Source organism: Candidatus Methanoperedens sp. BLZ2, assembly GCF_002487355.1.
Lineage (GTDB): Archaea > Halobacteriota > Methanosarcinia > Methanosarcinales > Methanoperedenaceae > Methanoperedens.
The window spans coordinates 12,594-39,580 of sequence record NZ_NTMG01000082.1; the positions used below are offsets into that span (position 1 = coordinate 12,594).

At 40.3% G+C, this 26,987-nt stretch carries 29 protein-coding genes; 6 read left to right on the top strand and 23 right to left on the bottom strand.

Annotation, left to right across the window (positions count from 1 at the left end; translation table 11 throughout):
• Positions 1 to 13: 13 nt before the first annotated feature.
• From CL181_RS17485 to CL181_RS17505, 5 genes are all read right to left on the bottom strand, one after another.
• The gene (locus tag CL181_RS17485) at positions 14 to 415 is read right to left on the bottom strand and encodes a M67 family metallopeptidase (RefSeq protein WP_097300606.1); all 402 of its coding nucleotides are present in this window, start codon (positions 413 to 415) and stop codon (positions 14 to 16) included.
• A gap of 211 nt (positions 416 to 626) precedes the next feature.
• Positions 627 to 935 (bottom strand): type II toxin-antitoxin system HicB family antitoxin, encoded by a 309-nt coding sequence (locus tag CL181_RS17490; RefSeq protein ID WP_255251625.1) that lies wholly within the window; start codon positions 933 to 935, stop codon positions 627 to 629.
• Positions 936 to 1,150: 215 nt separating this feature from the next.
• The gene (locus tag CL181_RS17495; protein WP_097300607.1) at positions 1,151 to 2,089 is read right to left on the bottom strand and encodes a nucleoside recognition domain-containing protein; all 939 of its coding nucleotides are present in this window, start codon (positions 2,087 to 2,089) and stop codon (positions 1,151 to 1,153) included.
• Between the two features lie 7 nt (positions 2,090 to 2,096).
• Positions 2,097 to 2,633, bottom strand: a complete 537-nt coding sequence (locus CL181_RS17500; protein WP_097300608.1) for a Chromate resistance protein ChrB — start codon at positions 2,631 to 2,633, stop codon at positions 2,097 to 2,099.
• Between the two features lie 107 nt (positions 2,634 to 2,740).
• Positions 2,741 to 3,916, bottom strand: a complete 1,176-nt coding sequence (locus CL181_RS17505) for a hypothetical protein (RefSeq protein WP_097300609.1) — start codon at positions 3,914 to 3,916, stop codon at positions 2,741 to 2,743.
• 168 nt (positions 3,917 to 4,084) lie between these two features.
• On the opposite strand from CL181_RS17505, the gene CL181_RS17510 reads away from it, so the two are divergent.
• Complete coding sequence (locus CL181_RS17510; protein WP_097300610.1) at positions 4,085 to 5,254, top strand: MFS transporter; 1,170 nt, start codon at positions 4,085 to 4,087, stop codon at positions 5,252 to 5,254.
• A gap of 48 nt (positions 5,255 to 5,302) precedes the next feature.
• On the opposite strand, the gene phoU is transcribed toward CL181_RS17510, so the two are convergent.
• The 15 genes from phoU to CL181_RS17575 form a co-directional block, all read right to left on the bottom strand.
• Complete coding sequence (gene phoU, locus CL181_RS17515) at positions 5,303 to 5,956, bottom strand: phosphate signaling complex protein PhoU (protein WP_097300611.1); 654 nt, start codon at positions 5,954 to 5,956, stop codon at positions 5,303 to 5,305.
• Position 5,957: 1 nt separating this feature from the next.
• A complete protein-coding gene (pstB, locus tag CL181_RS17520) occupies positions 5,958 to 6,704 on the bottom strand; it encodes a phosphate ABC transporter ATP-binding protein PstB (RefSeq protein WP_255251626.1) in 747 nt (248 codons plus the stop codon).
• Between the two features lie 4 nt (positions 6,705 to 6,708).
• Entirely contained in the window at positions 6,709 to 7,551 is an 843-nt protein-coding gene (gene pstA, locus CL181_RS17525; RefSeq protein WP_097300612.1) for a phosphate ABC transporter permease PstA, read from the bottom strand.
• Positions 7,551 to 8,441, bottom strand: a complete 891-nt coding sequence (gene pstC / locus CL181_RS17530) for a phosphate ABC transporter permease subunit PstC (RefSeq protein WP_097300613.1) — start codon at positions 8,439 to 8,441, stop codon at positions 7,551 to 7,553. The genes pstA and pstC overlap by 1 nt, the downstream gene beginning before the upstream one ends.
• A gap of 53 nt (positions 8,442 to 8,494) precedes the next feature.
• On the bottom strand, positions 8,495 to 9,457 hold the full coding sequence (locus CL181_RS17535; protein ID WP_097300614.1) for a PstS family phosphate ABC transporter substrate-binding protein: 963 nt from the start codon (positions 9,455 to 9,457) through the stop codon (positions 8,495 to 8,497).
• A 119-nt stretch (positions 9,458 to 9,576) separates the two neighbouring features.
• Complete coding sequence (locus CL181_RS17540) at positions 9,577 to 10,452, bottom strand: sugar phosphate isomerase/epimerase family protein (protein ID WP_097300615.1); 876 nt, start codon at positions 10,450 to 10,452, stop codon at positions 9,577 to 9,579.
• Positions 10,453 to 10,557: 105 nt separating this feature from the next.
• Positions 10,558 to 10,965: a phosphate-starvation-inducible PsiE family protein gene (locus CL181_RS17545; RefSeq protein WP_255251627.1), complete on the bottom strand. Its 408-nt coding sequence runs from the start codon at positions 10,963 to 10,965 to the stop codon at positions 10,558 to 10,560.
• Between the two features lie 137 nt (positions 10,966 to 11,102).
• Positions 11,103 to 11,264 carry a hypothetical protein gene (locus tag CL181_RS20665; RefSeq protein ID WP_176505302.1) on the bottom strand — a complete coding sequence of 54 codons (162 nt, stop codon included), beginning with the start codon at positions 11,262 to 11,264 and terminating at the stop codon, positions 11,103 to 11,105.
• A gap of 14 nt (positions 11,265 to 11,278) precedes the next feature.
• On the bottom strand, positions 11,279 to 11,431 hold the full coding sequence (locus tag CL181_RS20670) for a hypothetical protein (RefSeq protein ID WP_176505303.1): 153 nt from the start codon (positions 11,429 to 11,431) through the stop codon (positions 11,279 to 11,281).
• A gap of 90 nt (positions 11,432 to 11,521) precedes the next feature.
• A complete protein-coding gene (locus tag CL181_RS17550; protein WP_097300616.1) occupies positions 11,522 to 12,181 on the bottom strand; it encodes a PHP domain-containing protein in 660 nt (219 codons plus the stop codon).
• A gap of 116 nt (positions 12,182 to 12,297) precedes the next feature.
• Positions 12,298 to 13,107, bottom strand: coding sequence for an undecaprenyl-diphosphate phosphatase (locus CL181_RS17555; RefSeq protein WP_217993214.1), 810 nt, complete (start codon positions 13,105 to 13,107; stop codon positions 12,298 to 12,300).
• 50 nt (positions 13,108 to 13,157) lie between these two features.
• A complete protein-coding gene (locus CL181_RS17560; RefSeq protein ID WP_176505305.1) occupies positions 13,158 to 13,679 on the bottom strand; it encodes a PAS domain S-box protein in 522 nt (173 codons plus the stop codon).
• A 235-nt stretch (positions 13,680 to 13,914) separates the two neighbouring features.
• Positions 13,915 to 15,123 carry an alkaline phosphatase gene (locus CL181_RS17565; protein WP_176505306.1) on the bottom strand — a complete coding sequence of 403 codons (1,209 nt, stop codon included), beginning with the start codon at positions 15,121 to 15,123 and terminating at the stop codon, positions 13,915 to 13,917.
• 117 nt (positions 15,124 to 15,240) lie between these two features.
• Positions 15,241 to 15,645 carry an arsenate reductase ArsC gene (locus tag CL181_RS17570; RefSeq protein WP_097300620.1) on the bottom strand — a complete coding sequence of 135 codons (405 nt, stop codon included), beginning with the start codon at positions 15,643 to 15,645 and terminating at the stop codon, positions 15,241 to 15,243.
• Between the two features lie 490 nt (positions 15,646 to 16,135).
• Positions 16,136 to 17,134 carry a phosphate uptake regulator PhoU gene (locus CL181_RS17575; RefSeq protein WP_097300621.1) on the bottom strand — a complete coding sequence of 333 codons (999 nt, stop codon included), beginning with the start codon at positions 17,132 to 17,134 and terminating at the stop codon, positions 16,136 to 16,138.
• Positions 17,135 to 17,360: 226 nt separating this feature from the next.
• Here CL181_RS17575 and CL181_RS17580 point away from each other — a divergent pair, with 226 nt between their 5' ends.
• From CL181_RS17580 to CL181_RS17605, 5 genes are all read left to right on the top strand, one after another.
• On the top strand, positions 17,361 to 18,362 hold the full coding sequence (locus tag CL181_RS17580; RefSeq protein WP_097300622.1) for a phosphate uptake regulator PhoU: 1,002 nt from the start codon (positions 17,361 to 17,363) through the stop codon (positions 18,360 to 18,362).
• Between the two features lie 61 nt (positions 18,363 to 18,423).
• Complete coding sequence (locus CL181_RS17585; protein ID WP_097300623.1) at positions 18,424 to 19,908, top strand: ATPase domain-containing protein; 1,485 nt, start codon at positions 18,424 to 18,426, stop codon at positions 19,906 to 19,908.
• Positions 19,905 to 20,192 (top strand): hypothetical protein, encoded by a 288-nt coding sequence (locus CL181_RS20675; protein WP_097300624.1) that lies wholly within the window; start codon positions 19,905 to 19,907, stop codon positions 20,190 to 20,192. Before CL181_RS17585 ends, CL181_RS20675 begins: the two co-directional genes overlap by 4 nt.
• 450 nt (positions 20,193 to 20,642) lie before the next feature.
• Entirely contained in the window at positions 20,643 to 23,381 is a 2,739-nt protein-coding gene (locus tag CL181_RS17600) for an ATP-binding protein (protein WP_217993215.1), read from the top strand.
• A 133-nt stretch (positions 23,382 to 23,514) separates the two neighbouring features.
• Positions 23,515 to 23,877 (top strand): response regulator transcription factor, encoded by a 363-nt coding sequence (locus CL181_RS17605; RefSeq protein WP_097300627.1) that lies wholly within the window; start codon positions 23,515 to 23,517, stop codon positions 23,875 to 23,877.
• A 140-nt stretch (positions 23,878 to 24,017) separates the two neighbouring features.
• Here the strand turns inward: CL181_RS17605 and CL181_RS17610 are convergent, their stop codons facing one another.
• Genes CL181_RS17610 through lysA form a run of 3 tightly spaced genes read right to left on the bottom strand, consistent with a single transcriptional unit; the run spans position 24,018 to position 26,938 of the window.
• Positions 24,018 to 24,599 (bottom strand): cobalt-precorrin-7 (C(5))-methyltransferase, encoded by a 582-nt coding sequence (locus CL181_RS17610; protein ID WP_097300628.1) that lies wholly within the window; start codon positions 24,597 to 24,599, stop codon positions 24,018 to 24,020.
• Complete coding sequence (locus CL181_RS17615; protein ID WP_097300629.1) at positions 24,596 to 25,615, bottom strand: cobalt-precorrin-5B (C(1))-methyltransferase; 1,020 nt, start codon at positions 25,613 to 25,615, stop codon at positions 24,596 to 24,598. The genes CL181_RS17610 and CL181_RS17615 overlap by 4 nt, the downstream gene beginning before the upstream one ends.
• 33 nt (positions 25,616 to 25,648) lie before the next feature.
• A complete protein-coding gene (gene lysA / locus CL181_RS17620) occupies positions 25,649 to 26,938 on the bottom strand; it encodes a diaminopimelate decarboxylase (RefSeq protein ID WP_097300630.1) in 1,290 nt (429 codons plus the stop codon).
• Between the last annotated feature and the right edge of the window lie 49 nt (positions 26,939 to 26,987).

Sequence of the window (26,987 nt, forward strand, 5' to 3'; positions counted from 1 at the left end):
CCAGGGAGAACTCCTATACCTCTGTTATTTTTACCGTTTTCAATCCATTCTCCCACACATAAGCCCGCATCCCATCAGCCCCTGCGATAAGCCAGACCGAAGTATCGTTCTGCATCGTCTCCCTGTCCCAGAGTGAAGGGACGGCAGACGAGACAGGGTGAGTATGATAAACTCCTACGATCTCCTTGCCGTTCTTCCCGGCCTCATTCCAGGCATTATAATGTTCTTTCGGGTCAAGCTCAAAACTCCTATGCGTGCGCTTCACATTTCTTATGAGTTGGGCTTTTTCGACATGCGCTGTCGTTCCATCAATAGTTCCAATGAGAACACCGCAGGCTTCGTATGGTTTGTTGGCTTCCAGTTCAGCCTGTATCAAATCAAGCTCTGTGCGTGGTATTCTTAGCTCTTCAATCATAAATAGTTTTAAAAATTAAAGCAAAATTATGAGGAAATATCAAGCTGTGCTTTTCGATATGGTGTGAAAAAATTAACAACGAACTCGGACGAACTCCATACGAACTCACGTTACCGGAGTTCGTTTCAGTTCGTATTAGTTCGGTGTTTTTTTTATATTCATTTATGAAACAGGGGTTCATAGCTGACTTTGCGGTGGACGGTTCTTTTCTTTAAGACGTTTGCCCCACGCCTGGTTTTTCAGCAACAGCTATGTACTTTGCAAATGACTTTGATTCTGGAATAGGAAATTTATCCTCCAGTAATCCCTGTATATGCATTTCAATAGCTCCATACATATTATTCTCAGCTTCTTCGCGGGTGGCGCCTGTAGCCACACATCCCGGTAAATCCGGTGAATATGCCGAATAGTTCTTATTTGCCTTTTCAATCACTACAAGGAAACGATACATTTTTACTTCACCTGGTTTGGTTGGATGCTTATATTGCTGATGGCTGCCTAACAACAAGATACCAGCCATCGGCTGTTAGCAATTTTATGATTTCGCGCATTTTCATTATAATCTGTTTTATCGGTATTCAAGCATAACTCAATACTATTTAGATTCATCGAAAATCCTAAATATAATTAATTTATCAATCAATACTCATCTACCACTATCGGTAGTCTTTGCTTCCTAATAAATTACCTTCCTTTTGATCATTATTTTTTCTTTAACTCTTAACTTCAAGTAGTTCACACCTGCCAGAAAATTGCAAGCATAACAGTAGCAATGATCAATATTCCCTCCCTGAGTAATGCTGAATAGATCATGATCTGTGTTCCAAGTTTTGAGCCGAATATTCCCACATAATACGGGATCAGGATCCTTATACTCATAATGCTTGAAAGGATCTTTCCAACAAGTAATGACACTACTATTTCCTTCGTGTTAAGAATTCCTGCAGATAACAGGTTTCCGGCAATGGTATATGCTGCAATATTGGCTGTAAATTGTGCGGCTATTATCGGTAATGCTTCTCCCGGCACAGGTACAAAAACAGCATGTTCTTTTAAGAAAGCTGCCAGTACTTCAAAAAATCCTGCATCGATCATAACGAAAACAAGTATAGTAACCGGAATGGTCATTGTAATAATCCTGTATATTGTTTTTCTTGACTTTTTGACACTCATTTTTAAGGATTTTGAAAACGAATATGGTTGATGGATAATATTATTTGGTACATACTTCTTTTCATTCAGCAAAAAACGCCCGATCAATAAAGTGACAAGTGTCCTTAAGAGCCCGACAGCAGTAAGTATTCCCAGATAAATCATGCCTGCCATTCCAAGAAGGGGAATAAAAACCGGTAACATTGTTCTCCAGTGCATTATTATGGATGGAAACGAATTTATCAATGAAGCTACAATCAGCTCTTTTCTTTCGATAATTCCATCATCATATAATTTTTTGAGCATCGAATTGGATGCTGCCGGAGAACCGAATGCGGTGATGAAACTTATGCTGCATTCTTCACGCAGATGTGCAAATCTTATCAATGGCGAAACTATAAAACCGATTTTGTGTATCCAGCCGATCTCTACCAGGAATTCCGCTGCTACAACTCCTATCACCATTACTGGGATTATAGTAAGAAGGTAATCAACTGACAGGTAAAAAGCATCACTGAGCATAAGCTGTCTACTGACCCGTTGCTTCGCCTTTTTGAAGGACTTTCTCTTCGAACCCGTTTAATCGTTCTTTACATTTCCTGATTTCTTTATTCAAGGTCCCTATATTATTTGTGTCAAGACTATGTTTCTGGATCAGCTTTATTCTCCATCGATCAAGTTTATGAATATCGTCGCTCAATTCTTCCAGTTCAAAGACCTTGAATTTTTTATTCGAAATCCTTTTAGTTACATCAGAAATAAAATCTTCACATTCATTAGAGAATTCCTTAATTTCTGCAGCAATTTCTTCGGCAATCAGTTTATTTAACTTCTGCTCCTTCTCTTCATTAAAAGTATCTGCAAAAAACTGTAAAACTTCACCATTTCTTTCATGTACTATTTCTTCAATATTTGAGGCTGTAACCCTGTTTTCCTCAGTGTCATGTAATAGATATACGGAATGAGATAACGAAACAGCGGCAGTGTTTTTTATATTTCGCCAGATAAACATCCGGTCTCTTGATGAAACATTTGTAGATTTAATTATCAGTAATATCCATTTCATGTGTCAAATGACAAATACATGATATTTAAATGTTATGTTTGTAACAATTTTAAGTGTACGATCTGAACTTCCACAAAAGTATAATCCATCAAGCTAAATTATAAATGCTATTCGGTCTCCGGAAAAAGTGCTTTTTGAGTCTTCCTCACCGGTTTCTCTTCAGTTTTCTTTTTTCTTTTCCGTGCTTTTGCCGGGTTATTGAGTCGGGTTTTAGATTCTTTGATTTCCTGTGGGTTCAGATTTTCAGGGATTTCATTTTCTGACTTTAACCCTTCTTCAGCGCTGGATACAGGTGCAATCACTGTTTTATTTGCAGATTCAAGTTCTGTATGTTTTTCAGAAGTAGATGGTGACAATGTGGCTAGCGGTTCTTCCTCACTTATAATCGGATGGAGGAATCCAACTGTGGGTTCATTGCACCTGCCTTCATTCATGAGCCTTTTAATGGCTTCAACAGCTGTTTCTTCTTTAATACCCAGCATTTCCCTTGCAGTTTCCACAAGTTCTATGTAGCTTACTACCTTTTGGGGCACTTTGTCACTTATTTCCATCATGAGGGACAATATTTTTTTCACTTCAGTGTCATCCGGTTGCTCATCCTCTATAACAGATTGTTCGGGCTGTTCATCCTTTATAATAGATTGTTCAATAATTGGGCTGGCAGGAATATTTTCTTCTTGATGAGGTTCTTCTGGAATCTCTATCTCAGGCAGATATGTACGTATCTCCTGTGGCAAATCGATGAGTTTTGTTAAAGCGTTCCTGCAAATTTGCCTGTATTTTTCTTTTTCTGCCTCTGGTAATTGGCTTCTCTCAACTCGTTCTATGGTACTGGATACGGTTTCTTTAATCCAGTAATCTCGTGTTTTTGCATCGATTTCAACGATAGTTTCAGGTCTGATGGATACAATTGTTGTTTTTTCATCAGGTCTATATGCATTGGTTTTGCCAACTACTGCTACGAAGCAGGGTATAGTGAAACCGGAAAGGGCTCGTAAAGCCTCTGGTTGGTACTGGCCTGCATACACTGTGAATGCTCCTGTCGGATCAATTATTCTGCCTCGCAGATAGTCTCCTGAAGATTCGACATTATCGACTTCTACAAGAACACCTATAATAAAGACTCTTTTTACTTTGACCCCGGATGGAGTTAGCTGGTAGCGGCTATCGTAATCTCTCCCTTCAACATGTTCGGTTATCGTCTGTTTGGATTCTGCCAGCTCAGCAGCAAAAATCCTGAGAGCTGGTTGTCTTACGAATTTTTCTTTTTGTTTGATTGTCATAATAATTTATAGGTGCTAAAACACTTAGCATTACCTGTGACAACTGGAGGATATAATTTCATACATACGTTTGGCAGAGAACTATAACTTAAATACTTAATCATATATTGTTGTAGAAGTAATAAATTCAGAGAAATGAATCTGGTGTTGTAAAAGGAGAGGTCGCATTTGCAAAACAAAAACTACAGTGAAATATATTTGCTTGGTATTTTGACATTCCTTCTGATGTTCAGTGTTACTCTCATTTATCCTGTGCTTGAGGAATTTGTCATGGAGAGGTTCAGCATCGAATCTGTGGCAGAAACGAGTCTTTTTGTATCAGTGAACCTTGCAGCATACGTCATTTTTTCTCTTATCTGGGGAAGCTTCTCAGACAGAATAGGAAAAAGGAAAATATTCATAATTGCGGGTTTTCTCGGGAATGCTATCCTCATGTTCAGCCTTACCCTGGCGCCCAGCATGCCCATACTTCTGGCGCTGCGTTTTATCGAAGGGAGCTTCACAGTGATGGCATTCGCCATGCTTATGACCTCGGTACTGGATATAGTAAAAAGGACACACTATGGAAGAGGTATGGGCATACTCGGAATGGGAATGGCGCTTGGGAATGCACTTGGCGCCCCATTTGGCGGGAAGATAGGAATGATCGATCCTTTATATCCCTTATACTTGGGTTCCATTTTGCTTATGTCTGGCGCTTTAATAACGTCTATTTTTCTAAAAGATCGGGAACTTAAGTCAAAGCCAGCATCCCTGAAGGATGCATTGCTGCTGCTCAGGGAAGAAAAAAGGATATTCATACCATATGCTTTCTCATTCGTGGAGCGTTTTACAGTTGGTTTTTTCGTGGGTGTTTTTCCTCTCATGCTTGCCATGAAATACGGCATGGATTCAGCGAGTATCGGCATGTATATGGCTGCGTTTTTGATACCTTTTGCTCTCCTTCAGTATCCTCTTGGAGCAATATCAGATAAAATAGGAAGAGTTCCACCCCTGGTCATTGGTTCATTACTCTATGGCCTCGCAGTGGCAGGTGTGGGGGTCGCTGAGCCTCCAGTACTTGTCATAGTTATGATATTTGGCGGTATAGTAGGAGCTCTTATGTATCCCCCTTCAGCAGCATTAGCAGGCGACCTGGCAAACCCGGCAAAAAGAGGTACTGCCATGGGTGGATTTAACATGTTCGGCTCCCTGGGGTTTGCAGTTGGCCCTTTTATTGGCGGGATGATCGCCGATAAGTATAGCTTCCAGGCAAGTTTTGCTGTGGCCGGATTGACTGTGATTTTCATTGCCATAATATTTTTACCGCTTTTGATACAAATGAATAGGAAAAAATAAAAAATTTATGTGAATCTTGCCATAAAAAGAGAAAATAATACGGACAGTCTAATTCAACTCTACCCTTTCTCCTGTCACCATAAAAACAACGCTTTCGCACAGGTTCGTTATGTGATCCCCTATCCTCTCAAGATATCTAGCAACAAAAGTCAGGTGTTGTGCGCCAGTTATCTTTTTTGGTTCTTCGATCATAATTGTAATAAGTTCCCTTCTTATCTGGTCAAAGAGTGCATCAATCTCATCATCTCTCCTTGCGATCTGTCTTGCAAGCTCCACATCCTTATTTTCAAAGGCTTTCATGCAATCCTTTATCATTTCCTGGCAGATATCTGACATTCTTGGTATATCGACAAGAGGCTTCACGAAAGGCACATTAGCAGTCATTTTCGTAATAACCGCTATCTCTAAAGCAAGATCCCCCATCCTTTCAAGATCAATGGACATTTTTAAAACTGAGATTATGAGCCGCAAATCCCGCGCCATAGGCTGCTGGAGAGCAAGAAGACGCATACAGTTCTCCTCAATATCGTGATCAACAGCATCTATCTCATTATCCATGTCAATGACCTTCTGAGCCATCTCCACATCACGATTTTTAAGAGAAAGTACTGACTCCCCTATTGCAGTTCCAACAAGGTTTCCCATGTTAACTATATCTTCCTTCAACCTGTGAAGGTCTTTGTGATAGACTTCCCGGACCATATTATCCAAACCTCCCGATTATGTAATCTTCAGTGCTTTTCTCCTTTGGCTTCTTGAATATCTGTTTTGTTTCTCCAGACTCTATCAGCTTTCCATATAGAAAGAAAGCTGTATGATCGCTAACTCTTGCTGCCTGCTGCATATTATGTGTTACTATGACAAGCGTATATTCTTTCTTTAATTCCAGCATCAAATCCTCTATCTTGCTTGTAGATAACGGGTCAAGGGCAGAGCAGGGCTCATCAAATAAAATTATCTTTGGCTTAACAGCAAGAGCCCTTGCAATACACAAACGCTGCTGCTGTCCGCCGCTTAACTCCATTGCATTGTCATTGAGCCTATCATTCACTTCGTCCCAGAGAGCTGCCTTCCTCAGGCTTTCCTCTACTATTGCATCAAGTCTATTGCTGTTGATTCCATGAATTCTTGGACCAAAAGCAATGTTCTCATATATACTCTTAGGAAAAGGATTTGGCTTCTGGAATACCATGCCCACGGATTTTCTAAGTTCCACCGGGTCAATGTACCTGACATCTTTGCTGTAGATCAGTATTTCACCCTCTGTCTTAAAACCGTCTATCAGATCGTTCATGCGGTTAAGGCATCTTATAAAAGTAGATTTTCCGCACCCGCTTGGGCCTATTATGGCAGTTATCTTATTTTCTTCCAGGCTCATGCTTACGCTTGTCAGTGCCTGCTTGTTTCCATACCATGCGCTTAAGTTTATTGTCTGGATAGCTGAGGTCACTTGATCACCATTTAATGTATTTCTGATATTTATTCCTTATGATTATGGCAGCGGCATTCATTGCCAGAAGCAGTGCAAGAAGCACAAGAATTCCTGCAGCTGCCAGGTACTGGAATTCTGCTTTCGGCCTGGAAGCCCAATTGAATATCTGTATGGGCAGGGCTGTGAACGGATCTAACGGACTTGATGGCGTGAAGGCTATGAACGTGAGTGCGCCGATCATTATAAGCGGGGCCGCTTCACCCATGGCGCGGGAAAGAGCTAAAATGTTGCCAGTAAGTACACCAGGCATGGCAGCCGGCAATACATGAAACTTCACGGTCTGCCACTTTGTGGCGCCAAGGGCATATGAGGCTTCACGTATAGAATTAGGCACAGCTCTTATGGCTTCCTGGCTTGATATAATTATTATTGGCAGAATAAGCAAAGCCATTGTGAGCGCGCCTGCAAGAAGGCTCCTTCCAAGCATCATCCATCTCACGAAAAGAGCCAGTCCGAGAATACCGTAAACAATGCTGGGCACCCCTGCAAGATTGGAAATATTTATTTCTATTATTCTCGTGAGCCAGGTTCTGTCTGCATATTCTTCAAGATAAATCGCTGCACCCACACCAAGAGGTATTGATATCAGAGCAGTGAGAAGCATGAGCCAGATTGAACCCCAGAGAGCGGACTTGATCCCAGCCTGTTCAGGAAAACGCGATGGGAAGCTGTCAAGGAATCTCCAGGAGAGCCATCCAGCGCCTTTATCCCATGCGTCCCACAGGAGAAGGGCTAAGAGAAAAAGGGCTGTCAAAGTGGCTCCAATGCATATGTATTCAAATGCTAAGCCCTTGATTTTCCTCATTAATAGACCTCCCTGTACTTCTCTTTTATCCACATGCTTACGATATTCATTAAAAACGTCATGACAAAAAGCACCATCCCGACTGCGAATATGGTCTTATATTCAATGCTGCCGAAAGGAGTATCCCCCATGCTCACCTGGACTATAAACGCGGTCATGGTCTGGATGCTTTCGAAGAAATCAAGTGTCATCTTAGGCGTTGCACCCGCAGCTAAAGTGACAGCCATAGTCTCTCCTACAGCTCTTGATATTGCAAGGATGAAAGATGCAAGTATCCCCGAAAGGGCAGCAGGGGCGACAATTTTGGTGGAGACTTCAAACCTGGTGGCACCTAAAGCGTAAGCACCTTCACGTAGGGCCCGTGGAACGGCACGCATGGCGTCCTCACTCAAACTTGAAACCATAGGCAAGATCATTATTCCCACCACGATGGAAGCTGATGCTGCATTGAAAATATTCGCCTCAGGCACAAATTCCCGAAGGAGCGGCGTTATGAAGCTTATGGCAAAATATCCATATACTACTGTAGGCACTCCTGCCAGGATTTCAAGCACTGGTTTTACTATCTGCCGCACCTTCAGATCGGCATATTCGCTAAGATATACAGCGCTTGCAATGCCCAGGGGAATAGCAATTATAGCCGCACCCACCGCAATCATGAGAGTTCCGTTTATCAAAGGGAGCACGCCGAAATGCTGGGGACGGTATGTGGGTGCCCATGTTGTGCCTGTGAGGAACTCAAGGATAGGGACCTCCTCGAAAAAAGAAATACTCTCAAATATTAAAACAAGAATAATACCAAGAGTTGTCAAAATAGAGGCGAGGGCGCAGAGGAAGAGTGCCTTCTCGATGGCGAGTTCTCTGATTCTCTGTATCCTCAGTCTGTCCAACTTTTTTACCTCTTAGAACTAACTTAATACTCTACTTATATTTCTTGCGGTTTTTACCGGAGCCTGCTCAGTCCTTCCTCATAAACCGAATCCGTCATTCTCACATAACCTACCTGGTGTACAAGTTCCTTTCCTGTGGTCAGGTAGTATTTTGCAAACTCCTTTACTTCAGGACGGTTCAGGGATTCTTTCTTTACATAAATGAAGAGCGGCCTTGATAGGGGGTTATAAGTTCCGTCAAGGATTGTTTGCTCTGAAGGAAGTACAGGTCCTTTGCCTCCATCTATTGCTATAAGCTTCAACTTGCCGGGATTTTCAACATAGTATGCGTAGCCGAAATATCCAAGCGCATTTTTCTCTCCTGCAATGGCCTGTACCAGCATATTGTCATCCGCGCTCGCCGTGTAATCCGATCTGCTGGATTTCTCCTTGCCAACTATCGCTTCTGTGAAATAATCAAAAGTACCTGAGTCAGTATCTGCGCCCACAAGTATTATCTTCTCGTTGGGCCAGTTGGGACGCACATCTTTCCATGTTTTTACTGTGCTGTTAGGCTCCCAAATCTTCTTCAGCTCTGCTACGGTCATGGTTTCTGCCCAGGTATTCTGAGGATTTACCATCACGGAAAGCCCATCAAAAGCAACTTTGAATTCCTCGTAAGTTATGCTGTTATTAGCACAGAGGCTTTTTTCGGAATCCTTTATTGGTCTTGAGGCATCGCTGATATCTGTCTCACCTGCGCAGAATTTCTTGAATCCTCCGCCAGTGCCGCTGATTCCAACCGTGATCCTGACATCGGGATGAAGCTTCTGGAATTCCTCTCCCACGGCTTCACTTATGGGAAATACTGTGCTCGAGCCGTCAAGTTTAATCGTCCCAGAGAGGGCTTTAATCGGTTGCTCGGTCGGCGCTGTTGGCTGTACCGTAGTCTGCACTCCAGCAGGCTGCTTGCTTACGCATCCAGCTAACAGCACGCCTGCCAGGATCAGAATTAGTAATATCTTTAATCTATTCATTTTTTATCACAACAAGAATTCTGAATCAAATAATATATAGCTTCTCCCAAGAATATATAGATACTATATAAAATCAGTAAATTATAGATGCTCAGAGAAGATGTGACATTTAAGCTTTATTAAATGCATGCGATAGCAGATTCAATAGAATACAGGGGCGTTAAACCATACCTTAAATTGCAGAAATCCCTGATCTGTACAAGGCTTTCAAGTGTATTTTCTTTCGATGAGTTTTTAAGTTCCAGAATCAAATTTCTTGTATTTAATTTTAATATGTTTTTAAAAACTTCCCTGAAGTTAATTCTTCCAAGCCCAAGAGGAAGGTGGCGGTCTCCAAACATTGCTTCTTCAGACTCCAGGATACCAAAGTTATCATGAAGATGCATTTGATGTATATAGCCGCCTAATTCAAAATAATCTTCCAGGGGGAATCCATAAGCATTGGAAGCAATAAACGCATGGCCAATATCCAGGTTTATCTTTAAATTCTCCGAACCCACCATTTCAATTATATGGAAAAGTTCCCCGGGAAAAATACCTATTTTATTTCCACCGTTCCTATCAAACAGGTTCTCTAGGAGGAGAATGACGCCGTATTCTTCGGCAAGAGAACATATACGAATTAAATTAAGAATATTCAGGTTAAGACATTTTCTTTCATTCAGACTGCCTGGATGAACAACTACATATCCTGCCCCAATTTCTGCGGCGATCTTGGCGACTTTTTCCATAATAGTGAAATTTTTTTCATTATTAGTTGAAAAATCTATCTTTATTCCCTCAATCCTGGAATCGATGTGCGGGGCATGGATAGTAAATTCAGTGCCAAAAGATGAGCTGAGATGGTTAGTTTTTGACAATAGTTCTTTTTCCTTTTGTTTCTCTAAAAAATCCACCCTGTCAAGTCCAAGTTCAATGATTTCCACTTCACATGGATCTATGGTTCCTCCAAAATCTTTTATTTGGGGAGAATTTATGCCTATTTTTATATTCACATATTATAGTTTCTCGCTATATGTAATATATTTTATCTCAATAATCTATATATTCTAAATGAAATCAGTATAATTAGATTTGCAGTTAAAGAAATGCAATCAATCTCAAATCTTTTCTGGTGAGTAATTTATTGCAAGCACTCTTATCACTCCAAGCACCAGTAACAGTGCCGAGAGAGCGAAAATAGTTTCATATCCAAATGATTTGGAGTAAAGCCCGACAGTGACCTCACGCATTGTTATTAAAATCGTGACGTCGGTTATGTCGGTGATTTTGATCCTTTCGAGTTTCGAGTAGTCTGCAAAGGTCTTGAAGAACTCGATCACAATAAAGAGCGTGAGAACATTAATAACTATTTTGCTAAAACCGCCATCAAGTGAGTCTATCGCAACAGTGCGAATATCAAGTAATATCCGTAGCATTCCTGCAATGAGAGCCAATAGAAGTACATACAGTACGATGGTAATAATGGAATCAGTGATTTTTTTGAAAATTTTTGGATGGTCTATCATTTAAATACCATCATCAGGGCGAGTAAGAAAAGAATGAATACAAAAAACAATTCAATTTTAGTCAGACTCATGATATTCAAGCTTTTTTTCAATTCAGAATTTTTCAAGTGATTCCCAGTCGATATTCAAATCTGATTTCATGATAGGTTAACCAGTTTAGTTATTGATGCGGAGCATATATGATATTCTTTAGCGATTGCATGTGTTGCTTTTGATAATGCATCCTGCCCATTCAATCCATTCAATACAAATTCCTCTCTTTTTTCACAGATGTATATCAGAATGTCCAATGTATTCATGATCTCAACACTTCCTATTTGGCAGCAAATCCGCCGCGCAGGAACAGATAAATGTCCTTATCTTCCGGAGTCATTTCCATAAATCCCTCCTGGGACAAATTATTCCATGTGTCGCAAGAGAGGGATTTTTTCGTAGTTTGTTTCTTTTCTTTCATTTCTATCATCATATCGATATTCTACTCATCGAGTTATATAATTTGTCTCAATAATCTATATATTATACATAAAATCAGTATAAATGCCCCTCTTTTTATATTCTATTGCCCTCTCGATATATTCCATTTTCTTTTACCTTTGATATTCAGGATAATTTCCCCGGATATTCCAAAAAAATACGATAATGGCAGCCCGATATACAATCCTGCACCAATCAATGCAAGGGCTTTTGTCTTTTTTGTGGTCTTATCTATTGCCAATTTTTCCGGCGTGAAAGTCTGCGCCATTAAATTGGAGTAGGCATCGCGATGGTATGCGTTGAATACTTCCACGCCATCCAGTTTTAAATGACATATCTTCTTTCCGAGGGAGTGACATTGTGGGCTGAAAGGATGGGCTGCTACGGCAACACCTCCCCGGTCGTGTATAAGGTCTATAGTTAGAGGTGCGTCCAGCATGGGTTTGATTTTTTCCTGGATGAACAATGCAAGGATTTCACCGTCTGCGCTTGATATTTCTTCACCGATTACAACATCGATATTCTCTGCATGCTTTTTAGCTATTATAGCGCCCTGGATCGTATTATGGTCTGTTATGCACAGGACATCAAGTTTTTTCCTTCGGGCAGCTTCGACTGCTTTTACGGGGTCGGTAACCGATTCAGGGAAATGTAGAAATGAGTATTTTCCGAAGCCTGAACACCTGGTATGAGTATGGATGTCTGCTATACCCTGCTGTTTATCTTGATTTATTTCTTCCATGCAGTACAATTATTGTGTTGGAAAAATAAAGATAATCTTAATAAAATATATAATCTATATAGATTTTTCAGGTCATTGAATTGATGCGGGATGAGAGAAGCCGCGATAAAAATATTCTATCCAAATATGTTGTACGAAGAAGACGCTATAACATAAAGTATAATGATAAAACCAAATCCGGAGCAGAAATAGCCAAAATTTATCGTCTCTGCAAGTTTTACAAGGGATTTTATCGTCAGCAAACCAAAAATGAACGAAGCAATTATTCCAGGAATAATTAAAACATCGAATGTGTGGGTTTTCAGTAATCCAAGCAGGACTTCTACTCCTAAAACAGCAGGAATACTTACAAGAAAGCTAACTCTTAGAGCCTCCCTGGCTGAATAACCCCTGAACATCAACGTCGAAACTGTTGTCCCTGACCTGCTCAAGCCTGGAATAGCCGTAAAACCCTGGGCAATTCCCAGATAAATTGAATCTTTCAACATCAGCTCTTTGTCCGTGTTTTTCTTCTTTTTAGCAGTCCACTGGAATATTCCTGTCAATATCAGGAAAAATGCTATTAATAGCATTGCTGCATTCCCTGCAAAATTAAATTTATCCAGGCCGAATAATAAAAGCGGAGTGCCGATAAGACCTGTCAGCAAGGTCGTAATAATGATGAAGCTTGTTAATGTGTTTGCCTGTTTATCCTCTGCCGGGTTTTTGATGTAATTATTAAGATTCTTCAGGATTTCAAGAATTTCTGTTTTGAAGTAAACCATGGCTGCCAGCAAAGTGCCGATATGCAGCCATAATGCGATCACAAGGGCTTCAGAAAGGGTTTTGTTGTAGAATTTTACCATAATAAGGGCTCCCACACCCTTGCTTGAAACAGGGAGCCATTCGAGTACACCTTGCAGGATCCCGATTAAAATATAACTCAAAGTATCCATTATTTTCTTATTCCCATTTAACTTTATTACCCTTTCTGCAATCATTTGCAAAAAATTGCACGTTCCATCTTATTCCGCTCAACAATATCATAAAAGACAAGAGTTATGCCCATTATATTATTCTCATCATCAAGAACAGGAAGGCCAATTATATCAACCGGGATATTTGCACCATTTCTGTTAACGAGAGTGGTTTGTTCGGAAAGACCAAAAAATGTGCCCTCCCGTATAACTTTTATCACAGGGTCTTCGGCAATTTCACCTGTTTTTTCATTGATTATATTAAAAATCTCTTTCAGCGGTTTTCCGACTGCATCTACCTTGCTCCACCCGGTTAAAGCCTCAGCAAATGGATTTATAAGTTTTATAAATCCTTTTTCATCAATTGCAATGACAGCATCTCCTATGTTATTTATTATGGCTGCCTGCCATTTTTCGCTTTCTTTTAATTTTCTTTCCATATTGGATTTATAAGAATCCATATCAATTGCGGCATGCAATTCTCCATCTATTGTATCATCAAAATAAGACTTTTTCATCCACAATAAGTTAGTTTCTACCATAACAATTAACCTTTTTTCAAAATGAATACAAATAGTATATAAAAATATCATTAAATATTTGATGCATATACATTATATAATCTATATAGATTGGATTTATCGCATCATAGAATTCTCCTTGTAGAAAAATACTTTTTGTAATACCGGAACAGAAGTAGCCAAGTTAATCTTTTCTGCACTTCTATTGAAATATGCCGCCGGGAAAAGCTTCCGGCGGTTTATACCTCAACACATATTATTGTTCTAAAGCTTTTATCATTACCCCATAAAGGTCTGTATTTTCAACAGCCCTGCCTAATGCTTTGCTGCCCGGCCCCTGGCTCCAGATAATAGTATCTACGCCGGTATGCTCATCGCTTGTCCAACCGGCTGTTACAGATTCACCGGCCCTGAGAAGTCTGTCCGGCCCATTTACGGCAAAACCGCCTGTCTCATGGTCAGGAACAATAATGAGCAGAGTATGTTCTTTTCGTTTCGGACTTGCGTTAGTCCAATCCAGAACTACCTTTACAGACTCATCAAAAGCTAAGGTTTCACCCATCTGGTACTTCAAATCATTAGCATGATTAGCCCAGTCAATCTGGGAGCCTTCGACCATAAGGAAGAAACCATCCCTGTCCTTTTCAAGGATATTCAGGGCGGCAGACGTCATTTCCGGCAATCTCGGTTCCGTTGTCCCGGATATGCGAAGATATTCGGGGGTCATGCTGCTGTTGTTGAAAAGCCCCAGCAGTTTCACCGTTCCGTTTGCTACAGCAGAGTCCATTCCCGCTCTGGTATAGACCGATTGATAACCTTTTTGTTCAGCTTCGGCGATAAAGTTTCCAGAAGTACCGCAGGTATCCGGCTTTGTTGAATTGAATTTTACAACTCCTCCGCCCAGCATCAAATCAACGCCAGTTATCTCGATATATTGCCTGGCTATTTCATTCTCGCAGTTTCGGGACTTAACATGCGCCCCAAATACAGCCGGAGTAGCGTGGGTAATTGTGGAAGTAGCCACAAGACCTGTAGCTTTACCTTCTGCTTTAGCCATTTCCAGAATGCTGGGATTATAGGGGCGGCCATCGACGTGATAACAGATTTCACCGTTATTGAATTTCTCACCGCATGCCCAGGCTGATCCAGCGGCGGCAGAATCGGTTATGATGCTGTTGGCCGAATAGGTTCTCTGGTATCCGATGTTCTCCAGCGTTTCAAGATAAAGGGGAGCCTCATCAGGTCCGTTCTTATATATCCTGGCTGCTGTCACATCCGCCAGACCCATACCATCAGGCACCATGAGTATGATATTTTTGACTTCTTTATGGTTCTCTTGGTAGTTTTCAGATTCCGATAACTCATTATTTATATTCGCATTGGATGGCACAAATATAACTGCCATCACATTCGGTAATGCCAGCAGTAGTGCACAAATTCCAATTAATTTAATATTTTTATTCATTATTCCTCCTTCCTTAAGTGATACAAAATCAATGATTTTGCTATCGGAGATATTCATATTATAAAGTTTATATAATTAATCAAAATAATCTATATAGTTCTCTATAATTATGAAAAATCAGAACTCTTCCTGTATCTTTGACTTTATTTCGTCCCTGACCTTCCTGAATGCAGAAAGTATCTCATCTTCAGACCCTTTTGCCTCTGCCGGGTCATTAAAGCTCCAGTGCAAATGACGGGCTTTACCGGGGAAAACAGGACAGGTCTCCCTGGCAGCATCGCATGTGGTTATTACGAAATCAAATTTTGTCCCCTGGAACTCCTGCACCGATTTTGACCTGTGCCCTGAAATATCAATGCCAATTTCCGCCATGACTTTTATTGCCGCTGGATTTACAGCCGAGGGTCTTGTTCCTGCACTGGAAACCTCAAACTCATCGCCCATGAGATGCCGCAAGATCCCTTCTGCCATCTGGGAACGGCAGGAATTTTTCGTGCAGAGAAATAACACTTTTTTCTTCATTGTCCTCAAGGTATGTTTTAATTGTAGCTTAAATTTAATATCTTATCGAACTTGCTCTTATAGAGTTCTATTGTCTATTTTTATTTCTCGGAACATGAAACCAGTACCCCCACTCTCCCCTGCATGAGGGCATGTTTCAAGGCGACAGAAGCCCTTACTTCGGTAAGAGGATGATGAACTAAGGACTTCATTTTCCGAGTTTTTTGGCGGCAAGTGTGTGAGCCACCATAGTTACTTTAAGATTATAGACTATTTCAAGATAATCATCATAAACTATATAGAGTCCTATAGTCTATTTTTTTTTCTTTCATGAAATAACAAAATGCAGGCTCAAAAAAACATGCTCGCAATCGAACAGGCCAGGTATAAGCAAGTGTCTTAGCCGCGCTCCTTTCCTGGGTTCCCAGGCTTACCCGGCGGATAAACGGGTTCCACTTTCGGAAAGGTTCTGAATAAGGTATGATTTTTAGAAGAATTAACATAATATTATCTATGTACTTTTAGAGAAGTCAATGGCTAACTCTGCGACATTTGCAGCATAATCCCCTATTCTTTTCACGCTGTCAGCTATGAGACCTAAAGACATGACAGCATCAGGATTTAGAGTTGCTGCCGGATGTCTGGTTCTGCGCAACTCTTCGCCTATTTTTTTATGTTCTTCAATAACCCGGTTCGCAAGTTCTACGTTGCATTTTGTGAAGGAACCAACTGAATCATTGACAAGTTTATAAGAGATGATACCGATTTTAATGATATCATCGAGCATAGTATTGGGGATTTTTTCGCCAGATTCCATTATTATGCCAGCAATCTTACTTGCATGGTCTGATATGCGCTCTAACTGGTCGCTTGCCAGCCTGTAATAGAATGCACCTGTCAATCCCAGTTCACTTTTTTCAGATATCCTTGAATGTAGCAGGATATCCATGAACTGTTTTGATATCAATAGATTGAGGCGGTCTATCTCATCGTCCTGCTTTACCACTTCAGAAGCGAGGGAAACATCCTTTGTATTCATTGCTTTAAAGGTGTTGTCAAGCATCCACTGCACTTTTATATGCATGCGCCGAAAACTCATATCGATAGGCATATCTCCCGGATTCGAGATATCCTGAATAACCACCTTTTCGTTTGTTTCTTCGATAATCTCAATACCTATCAATTTTTTTACTATGGCTGTTATATCTTTTCTCTGCTCCATTGTGATATTTTTCGCTTTAAGTTCGATCACACGATACCCTGCAACGTAGGTGGCTATTATATCTCTAATTAGGGGATCGCCTCCACTTCCATCTATAGTTAAGGTCTTTGTGCCATGAGACGCAAAACCGCCATTTGTAGTTAAAAGAAGACTACCGTCCTCCTGGGGATGCATGTGAACAAGTGAACCGGAGGTTATTCCGGCATTGACAGCCCACTTCTTGGGAAGAGAAACAACGAATGTTGATTTGCCCGTTATCTGGACTTTTCTTATTTCTGCATTGATCATTTTAATTATATTTCTTGAGGTTAGTAGATACTATATACTTTTTCCCAAGAATATATATACTATATATAAAATCAGTATTGATGTACTCGCTTGACGATTCTGATTCTTTTGACCGCGAAGGGCTGAGGATAAATACAGGATTTTACGCGATGGAAATCTCCATAAGGTATATATTTCATTTCAAGAATCTATATATATTATAAAACATCAGTAGAGTAATGATAATATGGAAGCACGGAAAGTTTACGTAAGCGGCGGCTCTACATATGTAATTTCGCTGCCAAAAAAATGGGTTAAGAAGACTAACCTGAAGCCGGGAGACTCTCTGATGGTCACAGAACATGGCAGTTCTTTGCTGATCGGGACAAGTGCAATTGAAAAAGAGTCACAAACTAAGGAGATTAAAATCTCACAAATAACATCAAGCGAAGCTCTTGAGCGTATATTAATTGCTTTTTATCTGGTGGGTTATGATACAATTAAAATAAAAGTGGACCGGAAGGATCACCTTGCATACAGGGAGATTATACGGAACATTATGGACTATTTGATAGGTGTCGAGATAGTCGAAGATACTAACGAAGCAATGACGCTTGAGATAATGCTGGATTATAAACGTATGAGTACCATGCAGATACTCCAGCGAATGTTCTCCATAGATAGGTCGATGCTTCTTGATCTTGGCAAGGCTTTAAAAAACATGGATATCGGACTGGCAAAAGATATAATAGCAAGAGAGAAAGAAATTGACAGGCTCTATTTTTTAGTTGTCAGGCAGCTTAAGAGCGCTGTAGAATATCAGCAGATAGCGGAAAAACTCGGGATAAAATCTCAAAGGGATTGCCTTGGGTACAGGATTGTAGTAAAGGTTCTTGAAAGAATTGCGGACCATATTGAAAACATCGCAAAAAGTTACATCCGGTTATTTGAGATTCAAAAAGAAGCGCAACTGGACGAATTTATAGATATCACAAAGGATATAGTTGCAACTTTCGAAAAATCTGTTCAGGCATTATTTACAAGAAATGGTGAAATGGCTGAAATAGTTTTTTATGAACTGAAGAAGGTTGAGAAATCCCATTCCGATATTTCAAAAAGATTGTTCGAGATAGAAGATATTCAATCTGCTATTTTAGAAAAAACGATGCTTGATAGCTTTGGGAGAATAGCGAGCTATAGCGGAGATATTGCAGAGGTAGCTATCAATATGTCAACTGAAGTATCTTGAATCTCTACCCAATCCTTATATAGAATTTAACCCAATATTTATTAAGTACTTGGTGGTCAAAATGATAATCGTTCCTTCTCATATACCAAACCTCGATGAAATACTTGAAGGAGGCTTCAACAGGCCTTCAATTGTGCTTGTAGCAGGCGCGGCAGGTAGCGGAAAAACAACATTTGCAGCCCAATCCCTGTTCAATGCAGCAAAAGCAGGCGATACCTGTCTTTTCATTTCTACCATATCCGAACCTCCGGCAATGATAAACAATTATATGTCGCGATTTTCTTTCTTTGACCGGGAACTCTATGAAACAAATAAAATGAATATGATCAGTATAAGTGAATCTCTATTAAAAAAGGGCCATGATGCTGTTTTAGAATTCATAAATCAGAAAATATCGATAATTAAACCTTCAAGGATAGTCATAGATCCCCTGACTGTACTTGGTGATATTCTCAAATCATTTGAGGACAGACTTGTTAGTGATGATGAGCGAAGAGGATTCTACTTTGACCTTTTCACTTCCATGAAAAGCTGGAACACACTTGTGATAATCACGGGTGAATTCGTTTTGGAAGACCTGCGCAAAAGTGTTGTTGGATATCTTGCGGACGGGATAATATTATTATCCGAGGAAACGATCGGCATGAGAGTCGAAAGAAATCTTCGCATATTGAAAATGAGGGGGCAAAAATACACGTCGGGGAAGCATTCCTTTAAGATGGGGGATAACGGAATAACAGTATTTCCGCGCCTTTTGCCCAAACAAATGGAAGAAATACCTGCATCAACTGTAAAGATAAGCACAGGGATTCCGGGCCTTGATAAAATGCTGGAAGGCGGAATCCTGGATGATGATGTCATATTGGTATCCGGAACAACAGGGACAGGAAAAACAACATTCGGCCTTCATTTTATTTCTGACGGATTAAAACGGGGAGAAAATGCATTGATAATTTCCCTTGAAGAGAGGCCTTCCAAACTCATCCGGAATGCAAAGACTTTTGGTATAGAGCTTCAACCTTTTTTAGAGAAAAAAATGCTTGAAGTTATCTTTATCTCTCCTATCATGTTCAGCCCGGATGAAGAGGCATTGAAGATAGAAAAGATCATTAAAGAAAAAGATATTAAACGCATATTTTTCGATGGTATTGAAAACCTTGAGGCTTCGATCCCTGATAATCTGGAACGTAAGAACTATTTGACAGTCCTTCTTAATCTTTTTTCGTCCATGGGGGTGACGACATTTATTACAAGTGAAATATCTGAACTATTCGGAACAGTAAAACTGACCCATGAGGCTCTTTCAGGTGCTGTAGATATAATTATTCTTCTCAAGCATGTAGAGATCGAAGGAAAAATTCATGGGGTCCTGAGCGTTCTGAAATCCCGTGGAATTGAACATGACACGGAAATAAAAGAATTTGAGATCACACACCACGGAATAAATGTTATGACCTCGATGAGAGGTTATGAAAGCGTCCTTAGCGGAAGTGCACGCAAAACCCCCGCAGATATATTCAGGGAAACATTTGGTGAAAGACATTGATAATCAATGAAACGTTCTATTTTATATTGGTCATTATTTTGGGAATAACTTATGCGATCCTTATGAGTTTGCCTTTTAGCATAGCTTTTTTTTATCAGAAAGTCTTTAATAAAAATGCTCTTCCATATTTTTTTGTAATAGCCGGACTATTTTATATCATATATTTTTTTATTTATTACATGGATATATTCAGTGACATCGGAAGCGGGTTTTTTGCCGCCGGAGGGATCGTGCTTGCTGCTGCAAGTATCAGGCTTTATTTACTGATGACGGGAGGGGATTAATATTATACTTGAACTTGAATTTTTATTACAATCGGCTGGCACGATCGGCATAGTAATTTTCTATATTGTTATTGCAAAACTCAGTGCCATGATGGGCAAGGGATTGAGGCTTCCATCACATAATCGATGGTATTACGCTGCATGCATAATGACTTTATTGACAATTCCAATTCATTCATATTTGCACCAGATATATGAAAACCCGCATTCGATGGAATCTGTTCTCGATTTAGAAGGGCTGTATATATCTTTTCTTATTATGAGTAATGTTATCGTTATTATTGCATCCTCTAAATACTGGTGGTGGCTAAAAGATGAATTGCTTAAACAGTGGAGGTTAAAAAAACGCTCAGGTTTATGAAATAATTATAAATAAATATGAAAAATATTTCCATTATATACAAAATCTCTATTTTGCTATTAATAATAACCCTTGTACCACTCGTAATAATGTCTTTTTTCATAGTGTCTGATCTTCCGGTTCTCAAGGACACGATAGAAAATGCAGGTCAATCTCTCTCAAGAGAGACTGATAACAGTTTCCGGGAAGTAGAGGAAATTGCCATAAATTATAGTAAAAAGGCACTTGATGCCCAGTCTGAAAAGATAATCAGGATCAGGCTACTTGAGATTTCAAAACAGATTTCTGAATTCTTAAGGAATGCAGAAATGGACACTCTGATTCTTTCAAAACTTCCACCTGATGAACAAACATACCTCAATTTTGCAGGCACCAGGAAAAAAGCGATATGGTTCGACAAGGACACTTATGCTCTTCTTCCTATATATCCGGAAATATCATTCATAGGTACCGATGGGGTTGAAAAGTTAAAGATCAGGAATGGATCAATAAGAAAAGATTTTGTTGACCTTAATGACGATAATAATCTGGAATTCAAGGCAAAGGCAAATCCGGATGACCGGGTGATAAACTATTTCAAAGAGGGGATGAAGCTCAAAGAAGGGGAGATATATGTAAGCCATATTGAGGGAAGGATATTAAATATAACAGAGGCACATGCCGGTAATAAAAATCCATCAGGGAAATATGCACATGGCATCCAGAGATTTGTTACGCCGGTTTATGTTGATGGGGAAAAAACCGGCATTCTCATGCTGGGACTTGATTCTATCCATATCCTGGAGTATATGCAGCATATCAGGCCACTGGATTATGAGAGGCTTCCCCTCTCCGACCTTCTTTCCGGGGATTATCTGGCAATGCTTGATAATGAAGGATGGCTCCTTCATCCAAAACAGTATTTCAGTAAAGGATATGATAAAAATGGAGAGCTTGTTCCTGCTATAAGTGAAGGCAATTTCGAGCAGTATAACAGGAGCGGTTTATTTCCCATGCATATCCCCACCTCAAAGATCCTGTGGGGAACAAGTGGGGATGAGTATATGAAAAGGATCATGAATTCGCTATATGTAACAGGCAAGGGAGATTTCTTTAGCGAGCAGGTACTTGAAGAAAAAACAAAAGTCGCTATATGGGTTCCCATAACCTATGGGAGCGAATTCAAAGACAGGACCGTGAACATGGAGCGTGGATACGGGTTGCTTTTTGCATCAAGCGAGTTCCCGGTATTCTATCAATTATCCGAAGATCTTGGGAAAATCACACACAATGAGAGTGATAAGCTTTCCTTTGACCTTAAAGAAACTACGAGGATGATCACAGCAAATATTGACGAAAGTTCCCGAAGGATATTGAACCGGATCCCGTATATCCTGGTCCTGGTCATTGCCATGACATTAATATTCGTGGTTGCCGGTACATACATCATCATAAAGCCTTTAAGGAAGGTTACAGCAGGTGCAAAAGCTATTGGGGAAGGTAACCTTGACTACAGGATAAATATTACTTCAAAGGATGAAATGGGGGAAATGGCAAACTCTTTTAATAACATGGCATATGAACTACAAAATAAGTCAACAGAAATGAATAAAATAAACCATCAACTCACTGGTCTTTATACAATTGCAAAAACCATAAGCCAATCCCTTGCTCTTGAAGAAATATTCAATGTGGCATTATCAAAAGCACTTGAAGTAACAGATACAGAAGCAGGTACATTGTATTCACTTGATGGAGACATCCTGCGCCTTCAGGCTTTTACCGGACTTTCCACAGCATTCAAAGAAAAGGCACTAACCCGGAAATTGGGTGAAGGTATTCCGGGAATTGCAGCACAATTAAAAAAACCAATAACCATGGACATTTCCCAGTTCCCAAGTCCAAATTTACTTCCTTTTGTGGAAAAGGAGGGTCTTGTTTCATTTATTGGAACTCCGCTAATGTCAAAGGGGACGGTCGTTGGCGCGATTGGCCTTGGAACGAGCAAAAAGCGAGTATTCACGAAGGATGAACTTGATCTATTATTCTCGATAGGTAATGTTATAGGTATTGCGGCAGAAAATGCGCGTTTATTTAAAGAATCCAGGGAAAACCTCCAAAAATTACAGACAGCTTTTAAAGAATTGCAAACGCTGGATACTATGAAAGATGAATTGATATCAAATGTTTCACATGAATTGAAAACACCCCTTATATCGATAAAAGGGTATGGGGAGTTATTATATGATGAAAAGCTGGGAGAACTTTCTGATAAACAAAAGAAGAGCCTTGAAGCTATTATAAGGAATGCGGACCGATTAACCCGTTTGATAAATTCGATCTTGTTCATCAGCAAATTCCAGGCCGGAAAAGTCGAATTCAAATTCGAATCCCTGGATATAAAAGAGATCATAAAACATTGTGTTGATGATTTTAAACGAATACTTGATGAAAAACAGATACAGCTGGAAATGGAGCTTCCAGAGATAATAAAAATCCTGGGAGATAAGGATAGGTTTACAGAAGTAATTACAAATCTTCTTGACAATGCTATAAAATTTACACCACAGGGAGGTAAAATCTCAATAAAAGCACAGGGTGAAAAAGAGTGTGTCCACATTACAGTATCAGATAACGGGATAGGAATTTCACCAGAGGTCCTGCCAAAACTGTTTTCGCGATTTTACCAGGTCGATACATCCAGTGACAGGAAATTTGGGGGAACTGGTCTTGGACTTTATATTACAAAAAATATAATCGATGCCTTAAACGGTAAAATATGGATTGAAAGCGAGGTCGCAAAAGGGACAACAGTCCATGTACTTGTACCTGTTGCGAAAGAGGAATAAAAAATATTCGGATAAAAAGACCTGATAACAAGGTTCCAAAAGAGCAATTATTTACACTTGGAAAACAATTAATTATTAATGGGGACACAATGAAAACATGCAGGTATTTGGGTAATGTATTTTGGTGATATGAATGGAAAAGATAATGGTAGTGGATGATGAACCCGACACCGTGGATCTGATAAAATTAGTTCTTGAAACAGAAGGGTTTGAGGTCATATCCGCATATAGCGGTAAAGAGTGTCTTGAAAAACTAAAAATAGAAAAGCCTTCTATGATTTTGTTAGATCTCATGATGCCTGGAATGGATGGGTGGGAAGTTTTTCATGAGATAAAAAAAAAATACGAGGACATTCCTGTTGCTATCCTGACTGTCAGCGACCGGGATATTGACAAGATGCTTGGGCTCCATGTATTAAAAGCCGATGATTATATCATAAAGCCATTCGGAAGGCAGGAACTTATCGACAGGATCAGGAGCATACTGGACAAATGAACTGTTACGAACTCCGGTAGCGTGAGTTCGTTTCAGTTCGTTGAGTTAGTTGTTAATTTTTTTCATACAAAGTCGCAAAGATAAGTTCAAAACGTTTAGTTTTTACTAAAAACACAAATCCATTTTTCTCATGGAAATCTTCAAAAATCCGTAATTATCACACAATACATATCAGATCCAGCGACCGGAGGCTTATCAGTAGTTCCGGTCACTATGCGCTCATCGGGATAACCAAGTTTCTCACAAACAGAGATCTTCTTTGAAAAACCCTCATTTTTAAGGAAACCTGCAATTTCTTTTACACCAAAAGAGGAGTCGGGAAGCAGAAAAATATTTTTTCCGTTTCTTAAATCCGCTAATATCCGTTCTTTAACAATTCCAATATCCCTTGAATGGGCGGTAATGATAGCAATATTGTCAATTTCAAGCCTCAGCCTTGCGCATGCGATCTGCATTGATGAGATCCCGGGGATAATTTCATCTTCCAATTTTGCATACTTCCCAAGACCTGAAAGCATCGGGTCTCCTGTGGAGAGGATGACCGCATTTTCGGGAAGGTTTTGCAAAGTATAATCCGTAAGTATATTCGCTTTGCATTTTATATGTTCTTTTGCCAGTTCAATAGCCCGTTTTGATCCGAATATTATGTTGGCATTTTCTATTGCCTTTATCGCTTCTTCTGTAAGAAGACCTGGACCTGCGCCCACACCGATAATTTTCATAAAGTTCCATCCGGATTGATAGGATTGATATTTCGTTCATGGGTATCACGAAAAATTGTCCCGTTCCTGTCCAATAGCACAATTCTTTTTCCCGATACCCTGACTGCCTCATCAAGTGCCCGGTCAATAACAGGATTTTCCTGATTAGCATCGATCATTTCCTGGATGGTAAGGTAACCGCTATTTTTTAAGATATCCGGATTTGCCCATTTCAATATAAGCCCGGGAAGACCGCAGATTACTACCTCACCTTTTGCAGCGGCAAGACCTCTTGAGATATCGCTCCCGATAAGGATCACGGTATATCCCGGAAAAAGCATGCTGGAAAAGCGCATCCCGATTCTTCCTGTTGTAAGAACAACTTTGTCGGCTTTTTCGATAAGTTCTTCCTTCGTCTCACCCAGATGTTCATTCCATGGCTCTACAAAGCCAGTTGTTCCCAGAATGGAAAGTCCTCCAATTATCCCGATCTTTTCATTAAGCGTTTTTTTCGCAATTTCCTTACCCCGGGGGATTGAAATCGTAACCAAAGCTCCTCTTGAGCCCGTTTCAAGAAGCGCCTCTTTTATAGCTTCCTCTATCTGCCGCATCGGAGAAGGATTGATTGCTGGTTTGCCATTTTTTGAACCAATGCCATATCCTGCTTTAATGATTATTGTCTCATTTTCTTTTGCTTCGGCCTGGATCTCTATTCCCCCGGTCACATCAATTGAATGATCCCCTGAATCCTTTATCGCAGAAGCCTTCCCATCCTTTGCATGAACAGGGAGGAAAACACGGATACCCACAGGTGTGGGAACAGAAAGTTCCGAAATATCCCCTTTAAGGGATAAGACCGCAGCTTTTGCCGCAGCAGCAGCAGTTGTCCCTGTTGTAAACCCTCGCCGCAAAAGCGAGCCATCCGAAAGAAGAACATAACGTCCGCTGGATATGCGTAATTTGAGTTCATCAAGTGGTATGCTTGCTCGTTTTATCCATTCAGCGGGAATCTCAAAATTATCAACGGGGTCTATCATATTTCATAAAGAATCAAAGTCTATGGTAGCACTTCACATCAACCTTGCCGGAAGTTTCTGCCCGTTAAGCAGATCCACAAAGTCCTCCCGGCTCCTGATGACATCTGCCTCTCCATCTTTAATCAGCACCTCAGCGCATCGGGGTCTTCCGTTATACTGGCTGCTCATGCTAAAACCGTATGCACCGGCATCCAATAGGGCGATCAGGTCGCCTTTTTCAATGTGCGGCAGGGTTCTATCCTTTGCGAAAATATCCCCGGTCTCGCATATTGGCCCGACGATCGTATAAGTGTCCGCAGGTCTGGAATTTGCTTTATTCGCAACTACAACGTGATGATATGAGTCATACATTGTGGGGCGGACAAGAAGATTAAAACCTGCATCTACACCCACAAAATTCCTGGCTGCTTTCTTTACTGTATTGACGCGTGCCAGGAGGATAGTCGTATCTGCAACAATAAAACGTCCGGGTTCAAGCACAAGTCTTGGTGATATTGATATTCCAAGAGCTCTTGTTCTTTCTTCAAATACCGGAAGGATCGCTTTTGCATGGTCAAGAGGAGTTGGAGCCTGTCCTTCATCCTTCTTATAAGGTATCCCGAGACCTGAGCCCATGTCTACGAATTTAAGATTTATTCCAAGCCCCGTGATTTTTTCAACAAGATCCATCATTTTATGGGTGGCTTCGGTGAAAGGCGTTGTATCCAGTATCTGGGAACCGATATGGCAATGAATGCCAGCCGGTAAGATCCCCGGAAGCCCGTTCGCCTCTTTATATGCATCCACAACTTCTTCTGAGGGAATTCCGAATTTTGAAGTTCGAAGTCCTGTTGATATTTTTGGATGGGTCTTCGCAGAGACGTCGGGATTGACACGGAATGCGATCTCTACAGTTTTACCCAGGGAATCGGCTATTTTTGATAATGTGTGAAGTTCATCAATAGAATCCACAGAGACTTTTATCCCTATCTCTACTGCTTTTTGCAGTTCAAAATCAGTCTTTGAATTGCCGTTAAAAAGGATTTTTTCACGCGGTATCCCGGCAAGAAGCGCCATATAAAGCTCACCGAAACTGAAAACATCGGCGCCTGCTCCTTCCCGTGCAAGTATCCTGATGATGGCAAAGCTTCCATTGGCTTTGGCCGCATAATTTATATCAGCATCAGGAAAAGCCTTCCTGTATGCTGAGAAATTACCGATGACGCGGGATTCATTTGTAATGTACAGGGGAGTTCCGAACTGTTCTGCAAGGACGGTGGTATCAGCGCCGCCGATCATAAGATGATTATTCTTGATTTCAAGATGATCTTTTATTGTGAACATAGGGGCACAATTAACGGATATTATATTATAGCTTGCCTTGTTTTACTAA

Excerpts from the sequence above, each read along its gene's own strand:
- CL181_RS17485 (WP_097300606.1), bottom strand. The coding sequence starts at position 415 with ATGATTGAAGAGCTAAGAATACCACGCACAGAGCTTGATTTGATACAG.
- CL181_RS17490 (WP_255251625.1), bottom strand. The coding sequence starts at position 935 with ATGGCTGGTATCTTGTTGTTAGGCAGCCATCAGCAATATAAGCATCCA.
- CL181_RS17495 (WP_097300607.1), bottom strand. The coding sequence starts at position 2,089 with ATGCTCAGTGATGCTTTTTACCTGTCAGTTGATTACCTTCTTACTATA.
- CL181_RS17500 (WP_097300608.1), bottom strand. The coding sequence starts at position 2,633 with ATGAAATGGATATTACTGATAATTAAATCTACAAATGTTTCATCAAGA.
- CL181_RS17505 (WP_097300609.1), bottom strand. The coding sequence starts at position 3,916 with ATGACAATCAAACAAAAAGAAAAATTCGTAAGACAACCAGCTCTCAGG.
- phoU (WP_097300611.1), bottom strand. The coding sequence starts at position 5,956 with ATGGTCCGGGAAGTCTATCACAAAGACCTTCACAGGTTGAAGGAAGAT.
- pstA (WP_097300612.1), bottom strand. The coding sequence starts at position 7,551 with ATGAGGAAAATCAAGGGCTTAGCATTTGAATACATATGCATTGGAGCC.
- CL181_RS17535 (WP_097300614.1), bottom strand. The coding sequence starts at position 9,457 with ATGAATAGATTAAAGATATTACTAATTCTGATCCTGGCAGGCGTGCTG.
- CL181_RS17545 (WP_255251627.1), bottom strand. The coding sequence starts at position 10,965 with ATGATAGACCATCCAAAAATTTTCAAAAAAATCACTGATTCCATTATT.
- CL181_RS20665 (WP_176505302.1), bottom strand. The coding sequence starts at position 11,264 with ATGAATACATTGGACATTCTGATATACATCTGTGAAAAAAGAGAGGAA.
- CL181_RS20670 (WP_176505303.1), bottom strand. The coding sequence starts at position 11,431 with ATGATGATAGAAATGAAAGAAAAGAAACAAACTACGAAAAAATCCCTC.
- CL181_RS17550 (WP_097300616.1), bottom strand. The coding sequence starts at position 12,181 with ATGGAAGAAATAAATCAAGATAAACAGCAGGGTATAGCAGACATCCAT.
- CL181_RS17560 (WP_176505305.1), bottom strand. The coding sequence starts at position 13,679 with ATGGTAGAAACTAACTTATTGTGGATGAAAAAGTCTTATTTTGATGAT.
- CL181_RS17565 (WP_176505306.1), bottom strand. The coding sequence starts at position 15,123 with ATGAATAAAAATATTAAATTAATTGGAATTTGTGCACTACTGCTGGCA.
- CL181_RS17570 (WP_097300620.1), bottom strand. The coding sequence starts at position 15,645 with ATGAAGAAAAAAGTGTTATTTCTCTGCACGAAAAATTCCTGCCGTTCC.
- CL181_RS17575 (WP_097300621.1), bottom strand. The coding sequence starts at position 17,134 with ATGATCAATGCAGAAATAAGAAAAGTCCAGATAACGGGCAAATCAACA.
- CL181_RS17580 (WP_097300622.1), top strand. The coding sequence starts at position 17,361 with ATGGAAGCACGGAAAGTTTACGTAAGCGGCGGCTCTACATATGTAATT.
- CL181_RS17585 (WP_097300623.1), top strand. The coding sequence starts at position 18,424 with ATGATAATCGTTCCTTCTCATATACCAAACCTCGATGAAATACTTGAA.
- CL181_RS17600 (WP_217993215.1), top strand. The coding sequence starts at position 20,643 with ATGTCTTTTTTCATAGTGTCTGATCTTCCGGTTCTCAAGGACACGATA.
- CL181_RS17605 (WP_097300627.1), top strand. The coding sequence starts at position 23,515 with ATGGAAAAGATAATGGTAGTGGATGATGAACCCGACACCGTGGATCTG.
- CL181_RS17610 (WP_097300628.1), bottom strand. The coding sequence starts at position 24,599 with ATGAAAATTATCGGTGTGGGCGCAGGTCCAGGTCTTCTTACAGAAGAA.
- CL181_RS17615 (WP_097300629.1), bottom strand. The coding sequence starts at position 25,615 with ATGATAGACCCCGTTGATAATTTTGAGATTCCCGCTGAATGGATAAAA.
- lysA (WP_097300630.1), bottom strand. The coding sequence starts at position 26,938 with ATGTTCACAATAAAAGATCATCTTGAAATCAAGAATAATCATCTTATG.